Consider the following 19,719-nt stretch of genomic DNA (forward strand, 5'->3'; position numbering starts at 1 on the left):
ATGCAGAAAAATTATTTGAAAACCGCCCTGCGCGCCCTCTGGAGGAAAAAGACCTTTACCTTCCTCAACGTCTTGGGTCTTTCCGTGGGGGTCGGGGCCTGCCTGGTCCTGTTTCTCCTTATCCGGTACGAACGCAGCTTCGACGACTGGCACCCTCAGCGGGACCGGATTTACCGCGTACTCTCGATGTGGACCGGGGGACCTAACGGTACCGACCGCAACGCCGGGGTACCCATCCCGCTCGTCCCGGCAGTCCGGGAAGGCTTCCCGCAGTTCTCAAAAGTTGCCGCGGTCTGGAACATCTGGGGCGCCCAATATACCCTGGAGGGAACAGACAAGAAGTTTGTCGTGGACAATGGCGTGATGTACGTTGAGCCGGCGCTGTACGACATATTCGACTTCCCCTGGCTGGCAGGACAACCGTCCTCCCTCAACCAACCCTATACGATGGCGATCGAAGCGTCGATAGCCACCAAATGGTTTGGAGACTGGCACGACGCCATCGGTAAGACCGTGGTGATGGACCATGTCCACAGTTATGTTATAACGGGTGTTATGAAGGATCATCCGAGGAATACGGACCTCCCCATTAGCATCGCCTTGTCGTATGTTTCTTTTAAACGGCACCTGGAGCGGGAATGGCATGATGTCAACAGCAGTTCGACCTGCTATGCGTTGCTCGCTCCCGGTCAGACGATTGGCCGTGCGGCCACACAGATACCCGCCTTTGACGCCCTGCACTTCAAGGACGAAAAGGGGCCCCAAAAATCGTCGATCGATTTTCAGCCGCTCCGGAACATTCACTTCAACACCCAGGTAGGCACGTACAACGGGTACAACATTTCTCCGACCCGGTTGTGGGCATTGGCCCTGATCGGCGCTTTCCTGCTCCTGATTGCGTGTATCAATTTTATCAATCTGGCCACCGCTCAATCGGTGAGCCGGGCCAAGGAGATCGGTGTCCGCAAAGTCCTGGGCAGCACCCGGTCCACCCTTGTCTTCCAGTTTCTCGGGGAGACCGCACTTCTTACTATGTTTGCGTTGCTCCTCGGTTGTATCCTGGGAGAAATCGGGGCCAAATGGCTGGGACGGCTGCTGGACATGCCCCTCGGCATGAATGCGCCCTCCCTGCTGTTGTTCCTGCCGTTGCTGGGGATCGTCATCACCGTCCTGGGGGGCTTTTATCCGGGGCTGGTATTGAGCGGGTTTAACCCCGTGGAGGCGATCAAGAGCAAGATCACCCCGAAAACCGTGGGAGGCCTGTCGCTCCGGCGCGTGCTCGTCGTCTTCCAGTTTGCCATCGCCCAGGTCCTGGTCATCGGGACCCTGGTGGTCCTCAAGCAAATGGACTATTTCAAGACCATACCCTTAGGGTTCAACAATAAGTTCATCGCCCTGGTGGACATGCCGGGCGATAGCGCGAGCCTTCGCAAACAGGCCTACGTCAAACAGCTCGTCCTACAGGAACCGGGCGTAATCGACGCCAGCCTTTGTTCGTCGCCCCCATCTTCCGGCTGGATCTGGGAGAACGGGTTTACGTTTGAAAACCGCCCGAAACCCGAAAACTGGTCCCTGAGCATGAAGATGGCCGATACCAACTATTACCGGACCTTTGGTATCACCCTGCTCGCCGGCCGGTTGCCCTATCCCAGCGATACGACACGGGAATATGTCGTCAACGAACTGGCGACGCGCAAACTCGGCTTTGCTCATCCCGCCGATATTATCGGCAAGGTCGTCCACGTGGGGCACAAGATGGTCCCTATCGTCGGTGTCGTCCGTGACTTTCACAGCACCTCCCTTCAAAACGAACTGTCGCCCTTGGCCCTGTCCACAACGGCCAGCACCTTCAGTACGCTGGCCGTCCGCCTGGACCCCGGGCAGATCGGGTCTGCGCTCAAAAGGATACAGGCCGATTGGGAGCGGACCTACCCGGAATTCGTCTACCATTCCGTTTTTATGGAAGACGATATGGCGCAGTTCTACGAGGGCGAAGAACAGACCTCCAAACTCTTCAGGGTATTTGCAGGGATTGCGTTGCTGATCTCCTGCCTGGGTCTTTATGGCCTGGTGTCCTTTATGGTCGTACAGCGGACCAAAGAAGTGGGGATCCGGAAGGTCCTGGGCGCTTCGATCCAGGGCATTGTGTATCTTTTCTCCCGGGAATTCACGCTGCTCATTGGTATAGCCTTCGCCATCGCCGCGCCGCTGGGATATTATATCATGACCCAATGGCTCCAGGGGTTTTATTATCGAACCCCTATGGGATGGGTAACCTTCGGGCTGGCGATCGCCGGCTCCCTTTTTATTGCATGGCTCGCAGTGGGATATAAAGCCATCCGGGCCGCGCTCGCCAACCCGGTACAAAGCCTCCGAACAGAATAAACATTTTTTTATGTTCAAACACTACCTGACCACCGCCTGGCGGAACCTGGTCAAATACCGGGCCTTCTCGCTGATCAATATTTTCGGTCTGGCCATCGGCCTGGCCGCCTTTTGGGCCATCGCCCTGTATGTAGGGGATGAGTACAGTTATGACCGCTCGCTGCCGACCGCGGACAGGGTATACCGGGCCGTAAGTTATCTGAGTTGGGACGGCGGCAAGCTTGAAACGGCGACCAGCTCGCCTCCTTTTGCCGCGGCCCTGAAGTCCATCCTGCCCCAGGTGCAGGCTACCACCCGGGTGATCATGGATGGTGGCAATACCGTGTCGATGGGAGACAAGCAATTCGATATAGACAACCTCCTGCTGGCGGACAGTACCTTTTTCACGGTTTTCCCTTATCACTTTGTAGAAGGTGACCCAAAGACGGCGCTCGTCCCCCGAAACGGGATCGTCATCACCCGGAGCCTGGCCGAAAAATTCTTTGGGTCCGCCGCGGCAGCCATGGGCAAGACCATCCGGATGGGGGACCAGCCTCCGCTCGCGGTTACCGCGGTCATGGAGGATGTGCCCGTGAGGACCCACCTGCAATTCGATGCCGTCAGGCCCTGGCCCGTCCAGGACGAAACGGGAACCTGGCAGAACTACAACGTCTACACATACCTGCTCCTCAAACCGGGGGCGGACCGCCGGCAGGCGGAAGCCGTCATCGCCCGCACCTTTACCCCTTTCATCATCGCCAAATCCGGTGGCCACCAAGCCTACCACATGGAGCTCCAGCCGCTGACCTCCATCCATCTCCGCTCGCACCTGCAATTCGAAACGGGCCGCAACGGAGACATCCGGTATGTATATATTTTTATCGCTGCGGCCCTGTTGATCCTGTCGATTGCAGTGATCAACTATATGAACCTGTCCACCGCGCGTTCCGCCCTACGCGTAAGGGAGGTGGGCGTGCGCAAGGCCATCGGCTCGCCCCGGGGAACCCTGGTGGGTCTTTTTCTGGCGGAATCGATCATCATCACCCTCGTGGCGGCCTTTCTTGGCCTTTTGGTCCTGGAACTTTTCCTCCCGGTCTTCAACCACCTCTCCGGCAAAAACCTGTCCCTTCTGCAACTGGGCGTGGGTAATATCGCCGCCCTGGTCTTTTTGTTCGCGCTCCTGATCGGCCTGGCCGCGGGGATCTATCCGGCGCTTTTCCTGTCGGGTTTCGGCATCCTGCACTCTCTTAAGGGCGAACTGGGCCGGCGAACCGGCAACGTTGTGTTGCGCAAGGGACTGGTCACGTTTCAATTTATCATCACCATTGCCATGATCTCGGCGTCCAGCCTGGTGTACCTGCAACTGCGACACATGGAAACGGCGGACCTCGGGTTTAATAAGGACCAGACGGTAACGTTCCACGTAAACGACCCCGCGGTGCGCCGGCAGATCGACGCGTTGAGGAACAAGCTCCTGGAAAACCCGCTGATCGAAGACGTGTCCGGGGCCAGCAACCCCATCGGCAGCAACTTCATCGGCGGGCGCAACTTTCGCTACGAGAAGGACGGCCAGCGGAAGCATGGGTCCGTGTTTGGAAAGATCCTCTGGGTGGACGAACACTTTTTGCCTACCCTCCAAATACCCGTGGTGGCGGGAAGGAATTTTTCACCCGGGATCCCTTCCGACAGCGCGGGTGGCGTCCTGGTCAACGAAACCTTTGTCCACCGGGCAGGCTGGACCGACCCTATCGGCAAACGGGTGTCGTTTTTTATCGATGACCAGGGAGACACCCGGGACGCGAAGGTCGTGGGGGTGACCAGGGACTTCAACATTTATTCCCTCCAAAACGCCATCCAGCCCCTGGCCATCTATTATCTCCAGGATCCCGACGACAAGGATAACCTGTATGTCCGCCTGGCCAAGGGGCATATTGCGGAAGCCCTGTCCTACCTGGAGACCACCTATAAGACCTTCGATGCTTCGGGTACCGTGGAGTATCATTTCCTCGACCAGAGTTTCTCCAGCCAATACGACGCCGAGCGCCGCCAGGGGTACGTGTTCCTGAGCTTTACCGTCCTGGCTGTCCTGCTCGCCTGCCTGGGTCTTTTCGGCCTGGTCAGCTTTTCCGCCTCCCGCCGGGTCAAGGAGATCGGGATCCGGAAAGTGCTGGGCGCTGGCAATTGGGGTATCGTGACTTTGCTTGCGGGGGACTTGCTCCGGTTGGTCGTTCTTGCCGCCTGTATCGCCGGCCCCCTGGCATGGTGGGTCATGGATCGCTGGCTGCAGGACTTTGCCTACCGTATCCCGGTCTATTGGTGGGTGCTGGCCGGGGCAGGGCTGGCCGCCGCGGGGATCGCGCTGCTGACCATGATCACCCAGGCGATGAAGGCCGCGCGGGCCAACCCTGCAAATGCCCTCAAATACGAATAGCTATGATGCACGTCTATCTGAAACTCGCGTGGAGGAACTTTTGGAAGAACAGGAGGTATACCCTCATCAATATGGCCGGTCTGAGCATTGCGCTGACGCTTTTCCTGCTGGCCCTGTTGTACCGCAACAGTGAGGTCCGCTACGAGCGCTGGAACCCCGGACACGAAAACGTTTACCGTATCGGGCTGCGCGACGACGGAGGAGATGTCGCCCTGACCCCGCGCCCCTTTGCCACTGCCGTCCGTGAACTCCCCGTTGCCCAGGCCGCCACCACCGTCACCGATTATTGGAGAAGCGAACTGCTCATCACGACCGCGGATAAAAAGATTTTCGATAAAAATGCCATCCGTGCGGACAGTTCTTTCCTGGACGTTTTCGAATATCCGTTGCTGTATGGCGACGCCGCCAAGGCCCTGAAAGAACCGCACACGGTCTTGTTGACCCGTTCCCTGAGCGAGCTTCTTTTTGGCAAAGGCGTCAATCCCGTGGGCCTTTCTGTCACCATGGGTGAATTCGGGTTGTGCAAGGTGACCGGTGTCATCGACAAGGATCGCTACCCCAGCCACCTGCCCTTCTCCTGTGTCATCCAGCTCGGCCTGAGACCGGTGGAAGACTGGACCAGCAACAATACCTACGTATACGTCCGGTGTAAGCCCCACACACAGCCCTTGGCCTACGAGCCGCTGCTCAACAGGACGTATGCAAGTCTTGCCCTGGAAACCGCCGGCCTGCACTATGGTCTTTCCAGCGCGGAAATGGCGGAATTACAGGAAAATATCGCCTCCCGGAAATACTTTTTTACACCCGTCGACCCGCTTCACCTGGACAGCCGGCTGCGGTACGAATGGCCCGGCAACGGTACCGGCGGCTACCTCCGTTCCCTGTACCTGATCGTGCTGATCATCATGGTCATGGCCGCGATCAATTTCACCAACCTTTCCGTGGCGTATGCCGCCAGAAGGGCAAAAGAAACCGGCCTTCGCAAGGTGGTGGGCGCCGCCCGCGGACAGCTCGTGCTCCAATTCCTGGCGGAGACCTTTTTCCAGTGTTTGCTGGCGCTGTTTCTCGCGCTCGTCGTGGCCGAACTGTTCCTGCCCCTGATCAATGCCCACTTAGGTTTGACGATCCGTGGCTGGATCGGACAGGACACCTTGCCGCTGCTCGGCCAGCTTTTTCTAAGCACGCTGATCACCACCCTGATGGCGGGTCTTTATCCCGCCTTTGTCATGAGCGGTTACCTGCCCGCGTTGGTGTTAAAGGGCAGTTTTTCGACCGGCACGCGGGGCGTCCTGCTCAGACGCATCCTGCTCATCACCCAGTTCACCTGTGCATCCGTTTTTATCAGCGGGATCTTTGTCATCGTCCGGCAGATCGACTATATGCGGCACATGGACTTGGGCTACCAGGCGAACCAGGTCCTGGCCGTACAAATCCATGATGAACACACCAACAGCAATTTCGCCTCCATCCGGAGCCGGCTGGAAGCCGTACCGGGGATCAGCGCCGTCAGCCGCACAAGCCAGATACAGGGAGAAGACCTGGGGAACAACACCTACGGTTATCATGGCAAGGCGTTCTCCGTGGACTTCTTGGCGGTGGATGCGGGCTATTGTGCCGCCATGGGGCTGCCGTTGGTCCAGGGGCGCGAATTTGACGGGCTGCACCAACGGGATACGTTTAACGCGGTCTACGTCAACGAGGCCTTTGCCAGGCAGGCGGGCGTTACGGTGGGTGATTTCCTGAACCAGGGGAATCGCAAGATCGAAGTCATCGGTATCGTCAAAGACTTCAGGGCCGGTAGTCCGCAAGCCGCCATTACGCCGCTCTTGTTCCAGCTGTTGAGGGGCAATACACCCAACTATGTCCTCTTACAGCTCGACAGCCGGCAAGCCCAGGCCACGATTGACCGCCTGGAAACGGTCTGGCCTGCGGTAGAACCCGGCTATCCCTGCCAGTATACCTTCCTGGACGACCACTTTGCCCACCTCTTGCGCGACCAGGAACGCTTTAGTTTCCTGGTCAGCATATTTTCCACCATGGCGCTGGTGCTGGCCGTCATGGGTGTTGTTGCCCTGGCCGCCTATACCGCCGAAAGAAAGGTAAAAGAGATCACCATCCGGAAGGTCTTGGGCGCAAGTGTCCCCCAGATCCTGGCCTTGCTCAACAAGGACTTCGTCCGGTGGGTTCTGACCGCCAACATTTTAGCAATCCCTCTTTCAGGGCTGCTCTTACACCGCTGGCTTCAGGATTTTGCGTACCGGATCCACCTGGGACCGGTTCCTTTTGTCCTGGCGTTCCTGGGCAGCCTGGGCATCACCGTATTGGTGGTTACCCTCCAGTCCCTGAAGGCCAGCCTGGCCTCCCCGGCCAAGGCCCTTAAGTATGAATGAAATACTTTAGTATATTCACCCGTGAAAATCAACCATAGCCATGATCCAACTCAAGAACATCGAACGGTATTTTAGTAACGGGAACGTCAAGAACTATGTCTTGCGGTACATCACCGCGGATATTAAAAAGGGCGACTTTGTCAGCATCATGGGTCCTTCCGGGGCCGGGAAAAGCACCCTGCTGAACATTATCGGCATGCTCGAAGAGCCTACCGCAGGGGAGTACTATTTTATGGAAACGCCCGTCCACACCCTTTCGGAAAAACAGCGCATCGCCCTGTACCGGACACATATCGGGTTTGTCTTCCAGGCGTACCACCTGCTGGACGACCTTACCATCTACGAGAACCTGGAGACCCCGCTGATGTATCAAAATGTGAAGGCCTCCGAACGAAAGGCCCGGGTCGCCGAGATCCTCGACCGCTTTAATATGGTCGCCAAAAAAGACCTCTTCCCTGCACAGCTTTCCGGCGGCCAGCAACAGCTCGTGGGCATCGCCCGTGCGCTCATCGCCCGTCCCCAGCTGATCCTCGCCGACGAGCCCACCGGGAACCTCCAGTCCAAACAGGCCGACGAAATCATGCATCTTTTCCAAAAGCTCAACCAGGAAGAGAAAGTCACCATCATCCAGGTCACCCACTCCGAGAAAAACGCCACCTACGGCAACCGCATCCTGCAATTGATGGATGGGGAGTTTATGGACGAGTAATTCACTTTGGCTTCGCCCGCTCATACTGCGACGGCCAGGGAATATCCACCCCCAGCTCCCGGGCCGCGTGCAACGGGAAATAAGGATCGCGGAGCATTTGCCGGGCGAGGAGAATAAGATCCGCCTTCCCCTCTTCGAGGATCCCTTCCGCCTGCGCAGCCCCGGTGATCAAGCCAACGGCCGCCGTGGGCAACCCCGTTTCGCGGCGCACCGTTTCCGCCAGGGGAACCTGGTAGCCCGGGCCCAGCGGGATGCGGATATGCGGGAGGATCCCACCCGAAGAACAATCGATCAGGTCCACGCCCAGCCCCCGGAGCCGCTGCGACAGGTACACCGAATCCTCCGGCGTCCAGCCCGTGGGGTCCCAGTCGGTAACGGAGAGCCGCACCCAAAGAGGATGCGTATCCGGCCAGACGCCTCGTATGGCTTCGACGACCTCGCACAAAAGACGGATGCGGTTGTCCAGCGACCCCCCGTAATCGTCGGTGCGCTGGTTGGACAAGGGCGACAGGAATTGATGGAAAAGGTAACCGTGCGCGGCGTGCACCTCCAGGAGCTTAAACCCCGCTGCCAGTGCGAAGCGCGCCCCGCGGACAAAGTCTTCTTTTATTTTGGCTATGCCCTGCGCGTCCAGGGCTACCGGCAGCCGCTCGCCGTCTCTGAAGGACAACGCCGAAGCGGACACCATGGTCCATCCCCCTTCGGTGGGGTCCAGCAACCGGTCCCCCTTCCAGGGGCTGGTGCGGCTGGCCTTACGCCCCGCGTGGGCAAGCTGTATGCCCGGGACACAGCCCTGTGCAGCTATAAAACGGGTGATGCGTTCCAGCCCCTCGATCTGCCCCTCTTCCCATAACCCCAGGTCGTCCGGCGTGATCCTTCCTTGCGGGTTTACTGCCGTGGCTTCCACGATCACGGCCCCCGCCCCGCCCACGGCCCGGGAACCTAAATGAACAAGATGCCAGTCATTGGTATAGCCGTTTACCGCGGAATATTCGCACATGGGGGAAACGACGATCCGGTTTTTCAGCTCCACTGAGCGGAGACGGAAGGGAGAGAACAGGTGCGCCATGGGTATATTTTAGCGGGGCTGCAGCCGCAGCACTTTTATAGCAAAGGTATCGACGGCGCTTTCCACCGCCGGAACGTCATGGGAAATGAGCCCGCAGCCCAGCACATGCCGCCCGGCCCCGGGTATATCCACCGAACGTTTGAGCACCGGAGGGCTGCCCAGCTGGTCCATCATCCGGAGTGACGCCGCCACCTTCACGGTGGAGTCCTGGTGGGTTTCGTCCTTGTAGAAGTACATCATAAGCGTTGGCTGGACGACTTTTTCAAACGTGGCCCTGACCATCTTTGTATCCAGCATTTCCTGTAGCTGGGTCAGCGCTTCCAGGCGGTAAGGGGAGTTCCAGTACTGGAGCTCTGCCGCCGTGGGATTTTTGGCCGGGTAAAACTTTGACCCCGTCACCATCCGGGCGATCTGCAACCCCCAGGGTTTGTCGAGCAAAAAAGCCGCGGGATTGTTGATGGCAATGTTCGGGGACATTAGGATCAGCCCTTTGATCGGATCATCCGGGTAGGTTGCCGCGAGTTGTAAGGCCAGGCTTCCCCCGGTAGACGTACCCATGAGGATGACGCTATCCCCCAATTGACGCGCAATGGCGTACGCCTCCTTGGCGCTGTTCCAAAGCCCGTCCACCGTCAGGTTCACCATGGCATCGGGCGTATCAACCCCATGCTCTGCGAGCCGCGACAGATAAAGGTTGCACCCGAATAACGCGGCCATGTCCCGGTGGACCGGGTTCCCCTCCTCCTGGCAAGCCGAAAAACCGTGGAGATACAGGATGACAAACGGGGTTTTGCGGTGAAGGGAATCCGACCAGACGATCCGCGCTTCGTTGTTGGGTTTGAGATGGTGACGTGCTTCTATGCCCGCTACGTACTGCTCCAGCCCCGCGGCATCCGCCGGGACCACCGGCAACTGCGTATTGTACACCGGTTTTTGGGGATGGGGCCCCAGACAATACACCAACACCAAGACGATCAGCACACCCAGGACGATTAGCCAGCCTTTTCGCATCGGAACGTATTTTGAAGCAAGCTAAGCAGTTTTTTGTTCGAATTAGATTTATTAAAATAATAATATATCTCGAATAAATTGCCATTCCCCAGGAAAAGCTATTTTTGCACGCGCTCAGACCTCCAAAAGCCCCACCGGTGCGGATATTCAGGGCGTCTGATTTAACCTTTCATTAACCTGTTTACAAATACATTTGTTTTTTTAATGCCAAGTATGAAGAGAATATTGATTGTCATGGCCGTCAGCATGTTTGCAGTACACGCGATGGCGCAAAAACACAGCGCCGACAGTACTGCCACCGTGAAGCCCAAAAAGAAGGGCGGCTTTGTTTTAGGAGATCATGCCAACGACCACTTACTGATCCAGCTCGGGTACAGCGACTTCTTTCATAAACAAGACAGCGTTGCCACCAAAGCATTCGGCCGGAGCTTCAATATGTACTTCATGATGGCCTTCAACGACGTCAACGATCCCCGTTTCAGCGTCGCCGCCGGTCTTGGTTTTGGTACCGATAACTACTACCTCAACAAGGAACGCATAGACCTCACCAACCCGACCAGGGGTACTTTTTATTCCGATACCGCCGACAACTATCGCCGGTCGAAGCTCGCCCTCGCCTACCTCGAACTGCCCGCCGAACTCCGGTACAGCACCAACCCCACCAACCCCAACCACGCGTGGAAGTTTGCCATTGGGATGAAAGCCGGGTTATTGCTCAATGCCCATACAAAGGTCAAGATGATCCGTGACATCAACGGCCTCACGAACTATACCACAAAGGTCAAAGACAACCACTTATTCACCCCCGGCCGTTTTGTCGGCACCTTCCGGGTGGGGTATGGGGTCCTTTCCCTCTTTGGCCAGACCGATATTTCCAACTTCTTTAAGTCCGGGAGCGGCCCGACGCTCCGGCCCTGGACCCTCGGGATCACCGTCAGCGGGTTATAACGTTCCCAGATACCTCCTTATAAAAGGCCGCAAATCCGTAATTTTGCGGCCTTAATTGTTTTTCTTTTGCTCGACAGAACCAATAATATAAGAAGGGAAGAAACCGCGGTGCTGGTTGGCGTCATGCAAAAAGACCAGACCGAACAGCAGGTAACCGAATACCTCGACGAACTCGCCTTTCTGGCCGAGACCGCCGGGGCCCGGACCCAAAAACGCTTTATGCAGCGGCTGCCTCACCCCGACAGCCGCACGTTTGTAGGGAAGGGTAAGCTCGAAGAAATCCGCACCTACCTCACCGTACACCCCGCCGACCTTGTCATCTTCGACGACGAGCTCACCGGTTCGCAGATCAACAACATCACGACCGAACTCAACGTCAAGGTCATCGACCGTTCCGACCTCATCCTCGACATTTTTGCCAGCCGCGCCCGGACCGCCCAGGCCAAGGTCCAGGTCGAACTCGCCCAATACCAATACCTCCTCCCCCGCCTCCGTGGCATGTGGAAACACCTCGAACGCCAGGGTGGTGGCATCGGCACCCGCGGTCCAGGTGAAACCGAAATCGAAACCGACCGCCGGATCATCAAGGAGAAGATCAGTCTTCTCCGGCGCCGGCTCACCGAAATCGACAAGCAGTCTTTTACGCAACGCAAGGAAAGGGGAGAATTCATCCGGGTCGCCCTCGTCGGCTATACCAACGTCGGCAAATCCACCCTCATGAACCTCCTCAGCAAAAGCGACGTCTTCGCCGAAAACAAGCTCTTCGCCACGCTCGACACCACCACCCGCAAACTCGTCTTCGAGAACACCCCCTTCCTCCTCAGCGACACCGTCGGGTTTATCCGCAAACTCCCCCACCACCTCGTCGAAAGCTTCAAAAGCACCCTTGACGAAGTCCGGGAAAGCGACATCCTCCTCCACGTGGTCGACCTCGCCCATCCCCAATACGAAGACCACATCCGCGTCGTCAACAAAACCCTCCAGGAGCTCAACGCCTACGACAAACCCTGCATCACCATATTCAATAAGATGGACCTCTACGAAGAGCGCAACTTCGACCAATGGCTCGAAGAACCCGTAAAGCGTCAGATCCTCACCGAGCTCCACGAACGCTGGGAAAATGAAACCGGCGGCGCCAGCGTCTTCGTCTCCGCCATCGAACGCCGCAACATCGACCAGCTCCGCGCCAACATCCTTTCCAAGGTGCGCGAAGCCTACCACGTCCGTTATCCCTATAAGTCCGAATACTTTTACTAATGTCCACCGTCCGCTGGGTCCGCATCGCCTCCACCGTCGAAGAGCTCCCCTTCGGCCCCGAAGGCCTCACTGAGCTCGAAGCCGGCGGTAAACACCTCTGCCTCGCCCTTAATGGCGGCCACGTCTACGCCTGCGCCCACAAATGCCCCCACGCCGGCGGCCACCTCGCCGAAGGCTACACCGACGCCATGGGCAACATCGTCTGCCCCCTGCATCGCTACAAGTTCAGCCTGGCTACCGGCCGCAACACCTCCGGAGAAGGCTACTTCCTCCGGACCTATCCGGTGGAAGTGCGCCCCGATGGGGTGTATGTGGGATTTGAGGAAAAAAAGTGGTTGTGGTAGGGGGCGGCCTTGCGCTTGACGCTTACGCGCCGTTCGCCATAAACGCGTCAAACTCCTTCGTGGCCTCCGTGTACATCCGGCGCACCTCTGTAAAGTCCGCCACGATCTGCTCCTTATCCCGCTGTTGACGCCCCGCCTGCTCGATCCCCTGGATCAGGTCCAGGCTGTTCCCGATCATCACGATCCCATAAGACGATTTCAGCTTGTGCGCGTGCCTGACCACGTCCTCCCACGCCCAAACCGAGATTGCCTCCCCCAACAAGTCCAGCGTCGGAGGCGTATTGTCCACAAACAAGCGGATAATTTCCTTCATGGTATCCACGTCCCCGCTGGCATACTCTTCGATAATTTCGAGGTTGACGAGCATAATGCTACAATATTACACGCCTCGCCCTCAAAATTCCAAAATTTCTTTGTCAGCAATGAATTTTTCATATTTTTGCAACCCCAATCCCTGAGGGCGAAACCCTCCGGGCCAACGGGCCACCCTCGGGTGCGTACATATTCCTCCTTAGCTCAGTTGGTTAGAGCATCTGACTGTTAATCAGAGGGTCTCAGGTTCAAGTCCTGAAGGGGGAGCCCTCCAATACTTTGGGGCAGATTTTTGGTCTGCCCCATTTTTATTCCCCTCTAAGTCATTGTTAGTCAATAGCATTAGATAGAGTACTTCGTTCAGTCTAGCGGTTCGATAATCGCCGCTTTCATACACCAGTTTTTCAGGGAAGATAATGCCCAACATCGATTGCTTTATCTCCAAAGCCGCGTGGTTATAGTAGTGCGGAAGGTTGCCAAGTAGGCTTAAACCATACCGCAAATACTTCTTGTACTCCGACTCTTGACCCTTTAGCTGCATGATCTGCACGGCTATCTCGTTTTGCTTGCGCTCGTACCGTTCGGTAGCTTCGTCGAAGGCTTTTTGACCTATCAGTTCTTCCAAATACTTATCCATTGCGAGTATTTGGAGTGACCCGAAACGTTCATACTCGATCTCTAGCTGTTTGATCTGATCGAAACGTTCTTTTTCATGCGTGTTGAACACGTCCTCCAGCACCGCATAATAAGCGTCTACAACCTCGTCTTTGAAATTGTATTGATCCAAGTATCGGAGAAAGTCTTCATTTGCTTGGTCAGCTCTAAATCGTTCCTTACAGGTGTTGCAATTGCAGTGGTAGTAGAAATAGCTGTTACTCCTGCCTTTGGACCTGCTTCCGGTAAGGTTGCGGCCGCAATTCTTACAAATCAGGTATCCACGAAGGGCAAGGGCGTCGGTCCGCTTTACCTTTTTATAGGCCGTTCTACGGGTTCTCCCCGAAAGGATAGCTTGGACTTCGTGAAACTGGTCCTCGGCAATAATAGCCTTGTGAAGTCCCTCCACAATCATCGCATCATTTTTCCCATAAGCAGCCAAGTGAACCTTTCCTGTATAGGTTACATTTCTTAGCAGATTCAAGAATACTTGCTTGCTGAAGGTCTTACCCATTTCCTTAACCATCTTCCGCACCTCCTCGGCGGAGTATATGCCCTTTGCCATTGCGTCGAAGGCAAACCGGACAATTTCCGCTTCCGAAGGGTCAATAACCAAACTTGGTTTTTTATCCTCCGTCCGCCAGTTAGCATATCCAAATGGTGCTGTACCTGTCCAGCCTCCTTCCGACCTCGCCTGATAAGAACCGTTTTTGGTTCGTTGGGAGTTTTTGTCGTTTTCGATTTCAGGGGTGATCAAATAGATCGACAACATTAGTTTGCTGTCGGGCGTACTCAGGTCCAATGGTTGCTCCATTGCATTGACTTCGACGCCGTAATCCCGCAGTTCCTTCATCACGGCCCAAGCCTCGGTCATGTTCCTAGAGAAACGGTCCCATCTAACAAAGAGGACGGAGTCTACCTTCCCTCTTTTTGATTTAACCAACTCCATTAGCTTTTTCCACTCGGGCCGGTCAAAGGTCTTTGCTGAGTAGTCTTCCTCAAAGTGGGCTACTATTTCTAACCCTTTTACTTTGCAAAACTCTTGCAACACCTTTAGTTGGTACGGTAGGCTGAACCCTGTCTCCGCCTGTTCCTTGGTCGATACCCGCGTATAGATTATTACCCTATCTCCCTTTTTCATCTTTTTGGGGTTTTGAGGTTAATAACATCACCTTGCTTTGCTGGTATTCTAGTTCAGCAAATTGGTAAAGGACTTTCTTAATTTCTTCCGTTTCTTTTACACCGAATTGTTTTCTTTTGTTGTTTAAGATTTTGTAAATCAAATTAGTAGACAACATTGGTTAGAATGTTGCAGCACCGCTCCGATGTTTTCGGTAGCATAGCCTGGATATTAACTGATGGTCCGATGTTTTCGGTACCGCTATTCCTTCAACTTTATTTTGTGGGTCCTCACGAATCCGTAGTTCTTACCGCCGTTTGTCTTAAAGGTTAGTTCATCGTATGGGCTTTGGAGGACTTCCAATAACCTCCTGTTTTTATCCTCCAGGTTTGTCCATGACTTCAGTTCCAGGAGTACGGGCTCTCCTTTGGAATATCGGATATTTACGCTTTGTAACTCATTGTTTCTTAGATATTTCAATAGGGTTAATTCATTCTCGGAAAGTATCCCAAGTTTTTGCAGTGTAGGTGTGTCCTTATCCCCTAGCATCTTAGCAATGATCCCGGAAAGGGATATAGATATAAAACTCCGGGAGTTGTCCATCATCTTCAGGGCATATTCATCCTCGTCAAGGGTGTCCGACGTGAGTACTTCGACCTCCTGGCCTCCATATATTCGTACCGTCAAGAGGCTTTTATCTTCTATGGCAAACCAAACCGAATAGGTAAATCCATGTGGGTAGGACGGATCATAAGCGACCTTCCACCCCTTCAACTTTTCCTTTGTCTCAGCAGGCAATTCGTGGTGTTGCACCTCAACCCCTTCCGTTTCGATGAATGAACGGGGCCTAAAGGCATTTTTAAGCGGGTCAATAAGGGTTTTCAACTCGACATTTAATTCCCGTAGTTCGTTTAGCATATAGACCCATGCCAATTCGTAGAAATTAAATTTACGCCACTCTCCCGCCTTCTGTGTCTCCAAAAGAAACCCCTTCTCGTTCCAATAGTTCAATACAGCATAGCTTACACCTGTCACGTCCTTTGCGGTGAACATTCGGAGACGGAGAATGTCGTCTACTGTGGGTTCATTCGGGTCAATTGTGTGAGTCGCCATATAATTATGTATTTATTTACAATTTCGATCTATATATTAAACATAAAGCTATAAATTATATTGTGAAATTATAGATAAATCTATAATTAATTTTTAGCAGCATAAAATGGCCTTGAAAATCAATGTTTTGTAAATTAATTTTCAATCGCGGAATCGAAGGACTAGTACTCTATAGGCTAAAAATGGAGGAAAAGGTCACTTCTCGGAAGTGGGAAGTGGACCGTTATAGTCGAATATGTCTTTGATCTCAACCCCGAGGGCCTTGGCTATCCGGTAGACGGTCTGGACCTCCACCTTAACCAACCCCCTTTCAATCCGGCTAATCTCGGAATCAAAGATACCCGTACTGTCTTCCAGGTCGAGTAGCTTCAATCCCCTGTGCTTTCGGATTGCGCGGATTCTGGCGCCCATGTGCTGCAACTCAATGGGATATTCCTCCATGCAAAAGGTTTGACAGCCAAGGTCCGCGTTATTCGTAAAAATAAAATTGAGTTATACTATACTTTTTCAAACTTTCTATTATCTTTACAAAGTGCGCAAGTTTTGCATAGGCAAATCGTTACTTGAACAAAATCAACTAATTATAGTTAAAACATATTGAAATAACAGAATAAAGCGCGTTTTCTTTATAGCCGGTCCTCCAAACTGCAACTTTCAGATGACCACGGAGATAGGGATAACCGCTCACGACCTCCTTTGTCTATATTGCGAGATATAACAAAGGCATGGGCGTGGGCGTCCTTATGTGGTCAGGGTGTTGCAGCCCGGAGGACTCATGGGGATTAGCCCGCGCCTTCCTTTTTTATGACACGCCTACCAAACAAAAGCAGAACCGACCTAACTAACAGCGCCATCATGGCCGCAAACCTCCCTCTCTACCTCACCTTGCAGGAAATGGAGGTACCAAGTAAGGTCATTGTCCAATTCTTCCATTCTCTTACCCTTGATGAAGCCAGGGAACTTGTCGGATTCGTTTTCGATAGTGCCGTAGGTCTCCCTGACGAACACTTCGAGGGCCAAAGGGGTCTTTCCAGGACGGATTTTCAGTTCTTGGGCAAAGAGGTTGTCCGGCTTATTGAGGCTGCTTTTTTACTCAGTAAGGACCAAAGAAACAAAAGGTAACAATAGGAGCATGGAAAAGTATCAGGGGTATCAGTACACTTTGCCTAGCCCCCCCACGGTGCGGGACAAACGCTACAATCACGTTTTCAGTGTTTGGCGGACTGGTGAGCTAACCTCTTTAAATCGTATGTTCGAGATTATCCCCAAATCAGTTGTTGCGGACGATCTAGGAATGCACTACCATAGTTTCGTTAACAAGCTAAACAGGCCGCATCTATTGAATGTAAACCACCTTCTTAAATTACAATGCCTAACCGGCATAGAAATTTCCGCCCTTATAGGGTTGGCTGTAGCGGATATAAAGGAGAAAAGCCGCCAACAGATCAAATAAACCCACAAGAAATGGACGACAAAGATCATCGTTACAGTCATGTGCATTCCGTCTGGAAAGCAGGGGATTTATCATCCTTCAGTATGATCTTTCGCATAATACCTCGATCCGTGGTTGCTGCCGATATGGGACTAAACTATGAGCGATTAGCTAGTAAGCTGGAAAACCCGTCTAAATTCCTTTTCAGGGATATACAAAAGCTCTCTACGTTGGTTGATATTCCATTTATGGACCTCATAAAGCTGGTATCCCTGGCGATTCAGGCTAATCAGCCCGCTTAATAACCATTTTCAAATGAAACAACCGGACTGCTACCGCATTTTAAGAGCAGCCTTTGAAGGAGACGAATTGCGGAGGGTTCGTGACATACCCCATATTGTCCCGGTTACAATTCTTACCAGGGACATGGGCTTGAATTATAACACCCTTTCTAAACGTCTCCTTGACCCCTCCAGGTTCACCGCAGCCGATATACTCCGGTTATCCGGCTTGGTAGGGGTAAAACCCATAGACGTACTAATGCTTATAATAAGAGACGTTGAGAGGCGTTAATCGGAAGAAGGAGCATAAACAATTGATTATCAGCAAATATTCCCGAGTGAAAAAACGGTATTTCCGAAATCGGGCATTTATTATATTGCATAGGCATAGGTTATTTCGTAATCATAAAACCAAACCCCAATGAAGCGTTTTCTAGCCGTTGCTGTTTTATTTGTTGCATGTAAAAAGGGTTCATCAGGGTCAAGTACTTCGGCTCAGGTCAAATACGAAGTCAAAACCTCGGGCGTAGCAAATTGGACGGGAAACTACCTGGATGCAACGAATTCCGCTACCCTGGTGCAAGGCCAAACCTCGTCGGACTGGATTGTTACCTTTACAAACCAAGTATCTGCCCCGAGGTATTTACAAATCCAGGTGAGCGTACTTACTCCTATGGATCCTTCTGTACCCGTCACCGCTATTGCAATCATATATGTCAATGGGAAGATCGTTAAGACCGATACCGCCAGCGGGTACGCTCAACAAATTGTAGACCCCTATTCTAATTATCTATTGAACTAGTGCGTTAAGAATGAAGTTTAAAAAATTGGTAAAAATGGGTTTTAAACAGTACAATTTCTCACTTTAAATCTCTAAATTTCAGCATATTAAGCACTAGTAGATGGACTTGGTTTCTTTGTCGATTTCGGTGGTGATTGCAATTCTATCACTAAAAGATGTCAATTTCATTAAGCATTGGCCTTTTATAAAGAACCTCAAACCCAAGGAGGCGGCCGTCGCAATATTGAGTGTAGTGGTACTAATTCTTTCTTATTCGCAAGGAAAACGAAATGACCGACTTCTTGTTCATAAACAGGCGCAAGCAGATTCTCTTCAGCATTTACGCGATAGTTTGTTTAACACCCATGAAGATTCATTATCAAAGGATTATGGCAAAAAGGTGGAAATAGAAACGCATAAAAATATAACCTCATTCACAGATGCTCTGGCTAAGTATAAGTTACACTATGATTCAACTCAAAAAGAGGTTGTTAAATCACTAAACGATTCATCTCACAAGGTTGTATCTCAACCATTTGTGGGTTTATGTAGAGCAACCGTCGGTAACCCCCCACCTATTCGGCTAGCAAAGGAAAATGGAGAGGATTGTGTTGAATTCAGTGTTTGCACTTTTGAAGCATTGGCCCGCCACATAAATTTGAAAGTTTATGAGGTTCCCTCGATAGGGGGAAATTTGGTTGATCCACAGATGCATACCGAAATGACCGATGACGTTAAAGGTCCAGGGACAGTTTCGACCTTATATTTTAGTATTAATCTTCAGGCTTTTGGAGGCAGCGATACAATTTTTATATACTTCAAAGGTAATTACCAAAATGTAGAGGGGACTCGTTTCGATATTGACCAAATGGAGGCATTTGTTCCGTTCGTAAACGATGGTAAACCATGTTTTCCGGATAGAAAGGGTCAAGTTCTTGAATACCTAACCGAAAAGAAATTGATAACGCATAAGTGACCTTAATTCAGGCGCTGCCTAACTCAACCTAAATTCTCCCTTTTGCTTCTGATCAATCCCCGATTGGCTGGTGAATTTTAGGTGCATAACTTCCATAAGCAATAATTTCAAATAATCCAAAATTTATACAACTAATTCTTACATTAGTAGTCTAAAACAACTACGATGGAATATATGATTTTTGGTCATACTGTTGAAATTGAGAGCTTTGAAAAGAAGATGGGCAGCGTTTTCGAGGTAAAGGCTTCCGGGAGCATTGAAGAAATTGGGCTTCCGCGTCAATTCCTTTTCCAAGCCCCTGATAAAATTTCGACCGAAGTTTCCGAATACGGCTTACTCCCCGAGGGTCAGAATACACCTGAACAAGGCATCCTGGCAGATTTCCTACTCAGATCCATAGTGCATGGTGAGCTGGTAGAGCAATTCTCCTTTGATGGACTGAACTTCCCTTGGGCACGTTTTTACAGAACGAATTAGAACTAGGGTTATGAACAATTCCAAGTGCAAAGACCTTAACGACATAGTGA

The 19,719-nt window shown here is 52.7% G+C and carries 19 protein-coding genes and 1 tRNA gene; 14 read left to right on the forward strand and 6 right to left on the reverse strand.

Annotation, left to right across the window (positions count from 1 at the left end; genetic code table 11):
* Genes EDB95_RS03580 through EDB95_RS03595 form a run of 4 tightly spaced genes read left to right on the forward strand, consistent with a single transcriptional unit; the run spans position 1 to position 7,894 of the window.
* Positions 1-2,385, forward strand: coding sequence for an ABC transporter permease (locus tag EDB95_RS03580; protein WP_133990657.1), 2,385 nt, complete (start codon positions 1-3; stop codon positions 2,383-2,385).
* Between the two features lie 10 nt (positions 2,386-2,395).
* A complete protein-coding gene (locus EDB95_RS03585; protein ID WP_133990659.1) occupies positions 2,396-4,795 on the forward strand; it encodes an ABC transporter permease in 2,400 nt (799 codons plus the stop codon).
* Positions 4,796-4,797: 2 nt separating this feature from the next.
* A complete protein-coding gene (locus tag EDB95_RS03590) occupies positions 4,798-7,185 on the forward strand; it encodes an ABC transporter permease (protein WP_133990660.1) in 2,388 nt (795 codons plus the stop codon).
* Between the two features lie 40 nt (positions 7,186-7,225).
* The gene (locus tag EDB95_RS03595; protein WP_133990661.1) at positions 7,226-7,894 is read left to right on the forward strand and encodes an ABC transporter ATP-binding protein; all 669 of its coding nucleotides are present in this window, start codon (positions 7,226-7,228) and stop codon (positions 7,892-7,894) included.
* Position 7,895: 1 nt separating this feature from the next.
* Here the strand turns inward: EDB95_RS03595 and EDB95_RS03600 are convergent, their stop codons facing one another.
* Together EDB95_RS03600 and EDB95_RS03605 are read right to left on the reverse strand one after the other, a co-directional pair.
* Complete coding sequence (locus tag EDB95_RS03600; protein WP_133990663.1) at positions 7,896-8,963, reverse strand: NADH:flavin oxidoreductase/NADH oxidase; 1,068 nt, start codon at positions 8,961-8,963, stop codon at positions 7,896-7,898.
* A 9-nt stretch (positions 8,964-8,972) separates the two neighbouring features.
* Positions 8,973-9,974, reverse strand: a complete 1,002-nt coding sequence (locus EDB95_RS03605; RefSeq protein ID WP_133990665.1) for an alpha/beta hydrolase — start codon at positions 9,972-9,974, stop codon at positions 8,973-8,975.
* A gap of 213 nt (positions 9,975-10,187) precedes the next feature.
* Here EDB95_RS03605 and EDB95_RS03610 point away from each other — a divergent pair, with 213 nt between their 5' ends.
* The 3 genes from EDB95_RS03610 (at position 10,188) to EDB95_RS03620 (ending at position 12,523) form a co-directional block, all read left to right on the forward strand.
* A complete protein-coding gene (locus EDB95_RS03610) occupies positions 10,188-10,922 on the forward strand; it encodes an outer membrane beta-barrel protein (RefSeq protein ID WP_162852471.1) in 735 nt (244 codons plus the stop codon).
* A gap of 66 nt (positions 10,923-10,988) precedes the next feature.
* A complete protein-coding gene (gene hflX / locus EDB95_RS03615) occupies positions 10,989-12,179 on the forward strand; it encodes a GTPase HflX (RefSeq protein ID WP_133990669.1) in 1,191 nt (396 codons plus the stop codon).
* Positions 12,179-12,523: a Rieske (2Fe-2S) protein gene (locus tag EDB95_RS03620; protein ID WP_133990671.1), complete on the forward strand. Its 345-nt coding sequence runs from the start codon at positions 12,179-12,181 to the stop codon at positions 12,521-12,523. Before hflX ends, EDB95_RS03620 begins: the two co-directional genes overlap by 1 nt.
* Before the next feature lie 22 nt (positions 12,524-12,545).
* Here the strand turns inward: EDB95_RS03620 and EDB95_RS03625 are convergent, their stop codons facing one another.
* Complete coding sequence (locus tag EDB95_RS03625; RefSeq protein WP_133990673.1) at positions 12,546-12,890, reverse strand: Hpt domain-containing protein; 345 nt, start codon at positions 12,888-12,890, stop codon at positions 12,546-12,548.
* Positions 12,891-13,028: 138 nt separating this feature from the next.
* Here EDB95_RS03625 and EDB95_RS03630 point away from each other — a divergent pair.
* Positions 13,029-13,102, forward strand: a tRNA-Asn gene (locus EDB95_RS03630).
* On the opposite strand, the gene EDB95_RS03635 is transcribed toward EDB95_RS03630, so the two are convergent.
* From EDB95_RS03635 to EDB95_RS03645, 3 genes are all read right to left on the reverse strand, one after another.
* Positions 13,068-14,630 (reverse strand): recombinase family protein, encoded by a 1,563-nt coding sequence (locus EDB95_RS03635; RefSeq protein ID WP_133990675.1) that lies wholly within the window; start codon positions 14,628-14,630, stop codon positions 13,068-13,070. The two genes, EDB95_RS03630 and EDB95_RS03635, sit on opposite strands and share 35 nt — an antisense overlap.
* A 240-nt stretch (positions 14,631-14,870) precedes the next feature.
* Positions 14,871-15,722: a MerR family transcriptional regulator gene (locus EDB95_RS03640; protein WP_133990677.1), complete on the reverse strand. Its 852-nt coding sequence runs from the start codon at positions 15,720-15,722 to the stop codon at positions 14,871-14,873.
* Between the two features lie 195 nt (positions 15,723-15,917).
* Complete coding sequence (locus EDB95_RS03645; RefSeq protein WP_133990679.1) at positions 15,918-16,163, reverse strand: helix-turn-helix domain-containing protein; 246 nt, start codon at positions 16,161-16,163, stop codon at positions 15,918-15,920.
* 414 nt (positions 16,164-16,577) lie between these two features.
* Here EDB95_RS03645 and EDB95_RS03650 point away from each other — a divergent pair, with 414 nt between their 5' ends.
* From EDB95_RS03650 to EDB95_RS03675, 6 genes are all read left to right on the forward strand, one after another.
* A complete protein-coding gene (locus tag EDB95_RS03650) occupies positions 16,578-16,844 on the forward strand; it encodes a hypothetical protein (RefSeq protein ID WP_133990680.1) in 267 nt (88 codons plus the stop codon).
* A 342-nt stretch (positions 16,845-17,186) separates the two neighbouring features.
* Complete coding sequence (locus EDB95_RS03655; RefSeq protein WP_133990682.1) at positions 17,187-17,456, forward strand: hypothetical protein; 270 nt, start codon at positions 17,187-17,189, stop codon at positions 17,454-17,456.
* 13 nt (positions 17,457-17,469) lie between these two features.
* The gene (locus EDB95_RS03660) at positions 17,470-17,727 is read left to right on the forward strand and encodes a hypothetical protein (protein WP_133990684.1); all 258 of its coding nucleotides are present in this window, start codon (positions 17,470-17,472) and stop codon (positions 17,725-17,727) included.
* 129 nt (positions 17,728-17,856) lie between these two features.
* Positions 17,857-18,237 (forward strand): hypothetical protein, encoded by a 381-nt coding sequence (locus EDB95_RS03665; RefSeq protein WP_133990686.1) that lies wholly within the window; start codon positions 17,857-17,859, stop codon positions 18,235-18,237.
* Positions 18,238-18,337: 100 nt separating this feature from the next.
* Entirely contained in the window at positions 18,338-19,192 is an 855-nt protein-coding gene (locus EDB95_RS03670) for a hypothetical protein (RefSeq protein WP_133990688.1), read from the forward strand.
* Positions 19,193-19,357: 165 nt separating this feature from the next.
* Positions 19,358-19,669 (forward strand): hypothetical protein, encoded by a 312-nt coding sequence (locus EDB95_RS03675; RefSeq protein WP_133990690.1) that lies wholly within the window; start codon positions 19,358-19,360, stop codon positions 19,667-19,669.
* Positions 19,670-19,719: the final 50 nt, after the last annotated feature.

Source organism: Dinghuibacter silviterrae (genome assembly GCF_004366355.1).
Taxonomy (GTDB): Bacteria; Bacteroidota; Bacteroidia; order Chitinophagales; family Chitinophagaceae; genus Dinghuibacter; species Dinghuibacter silviterrae.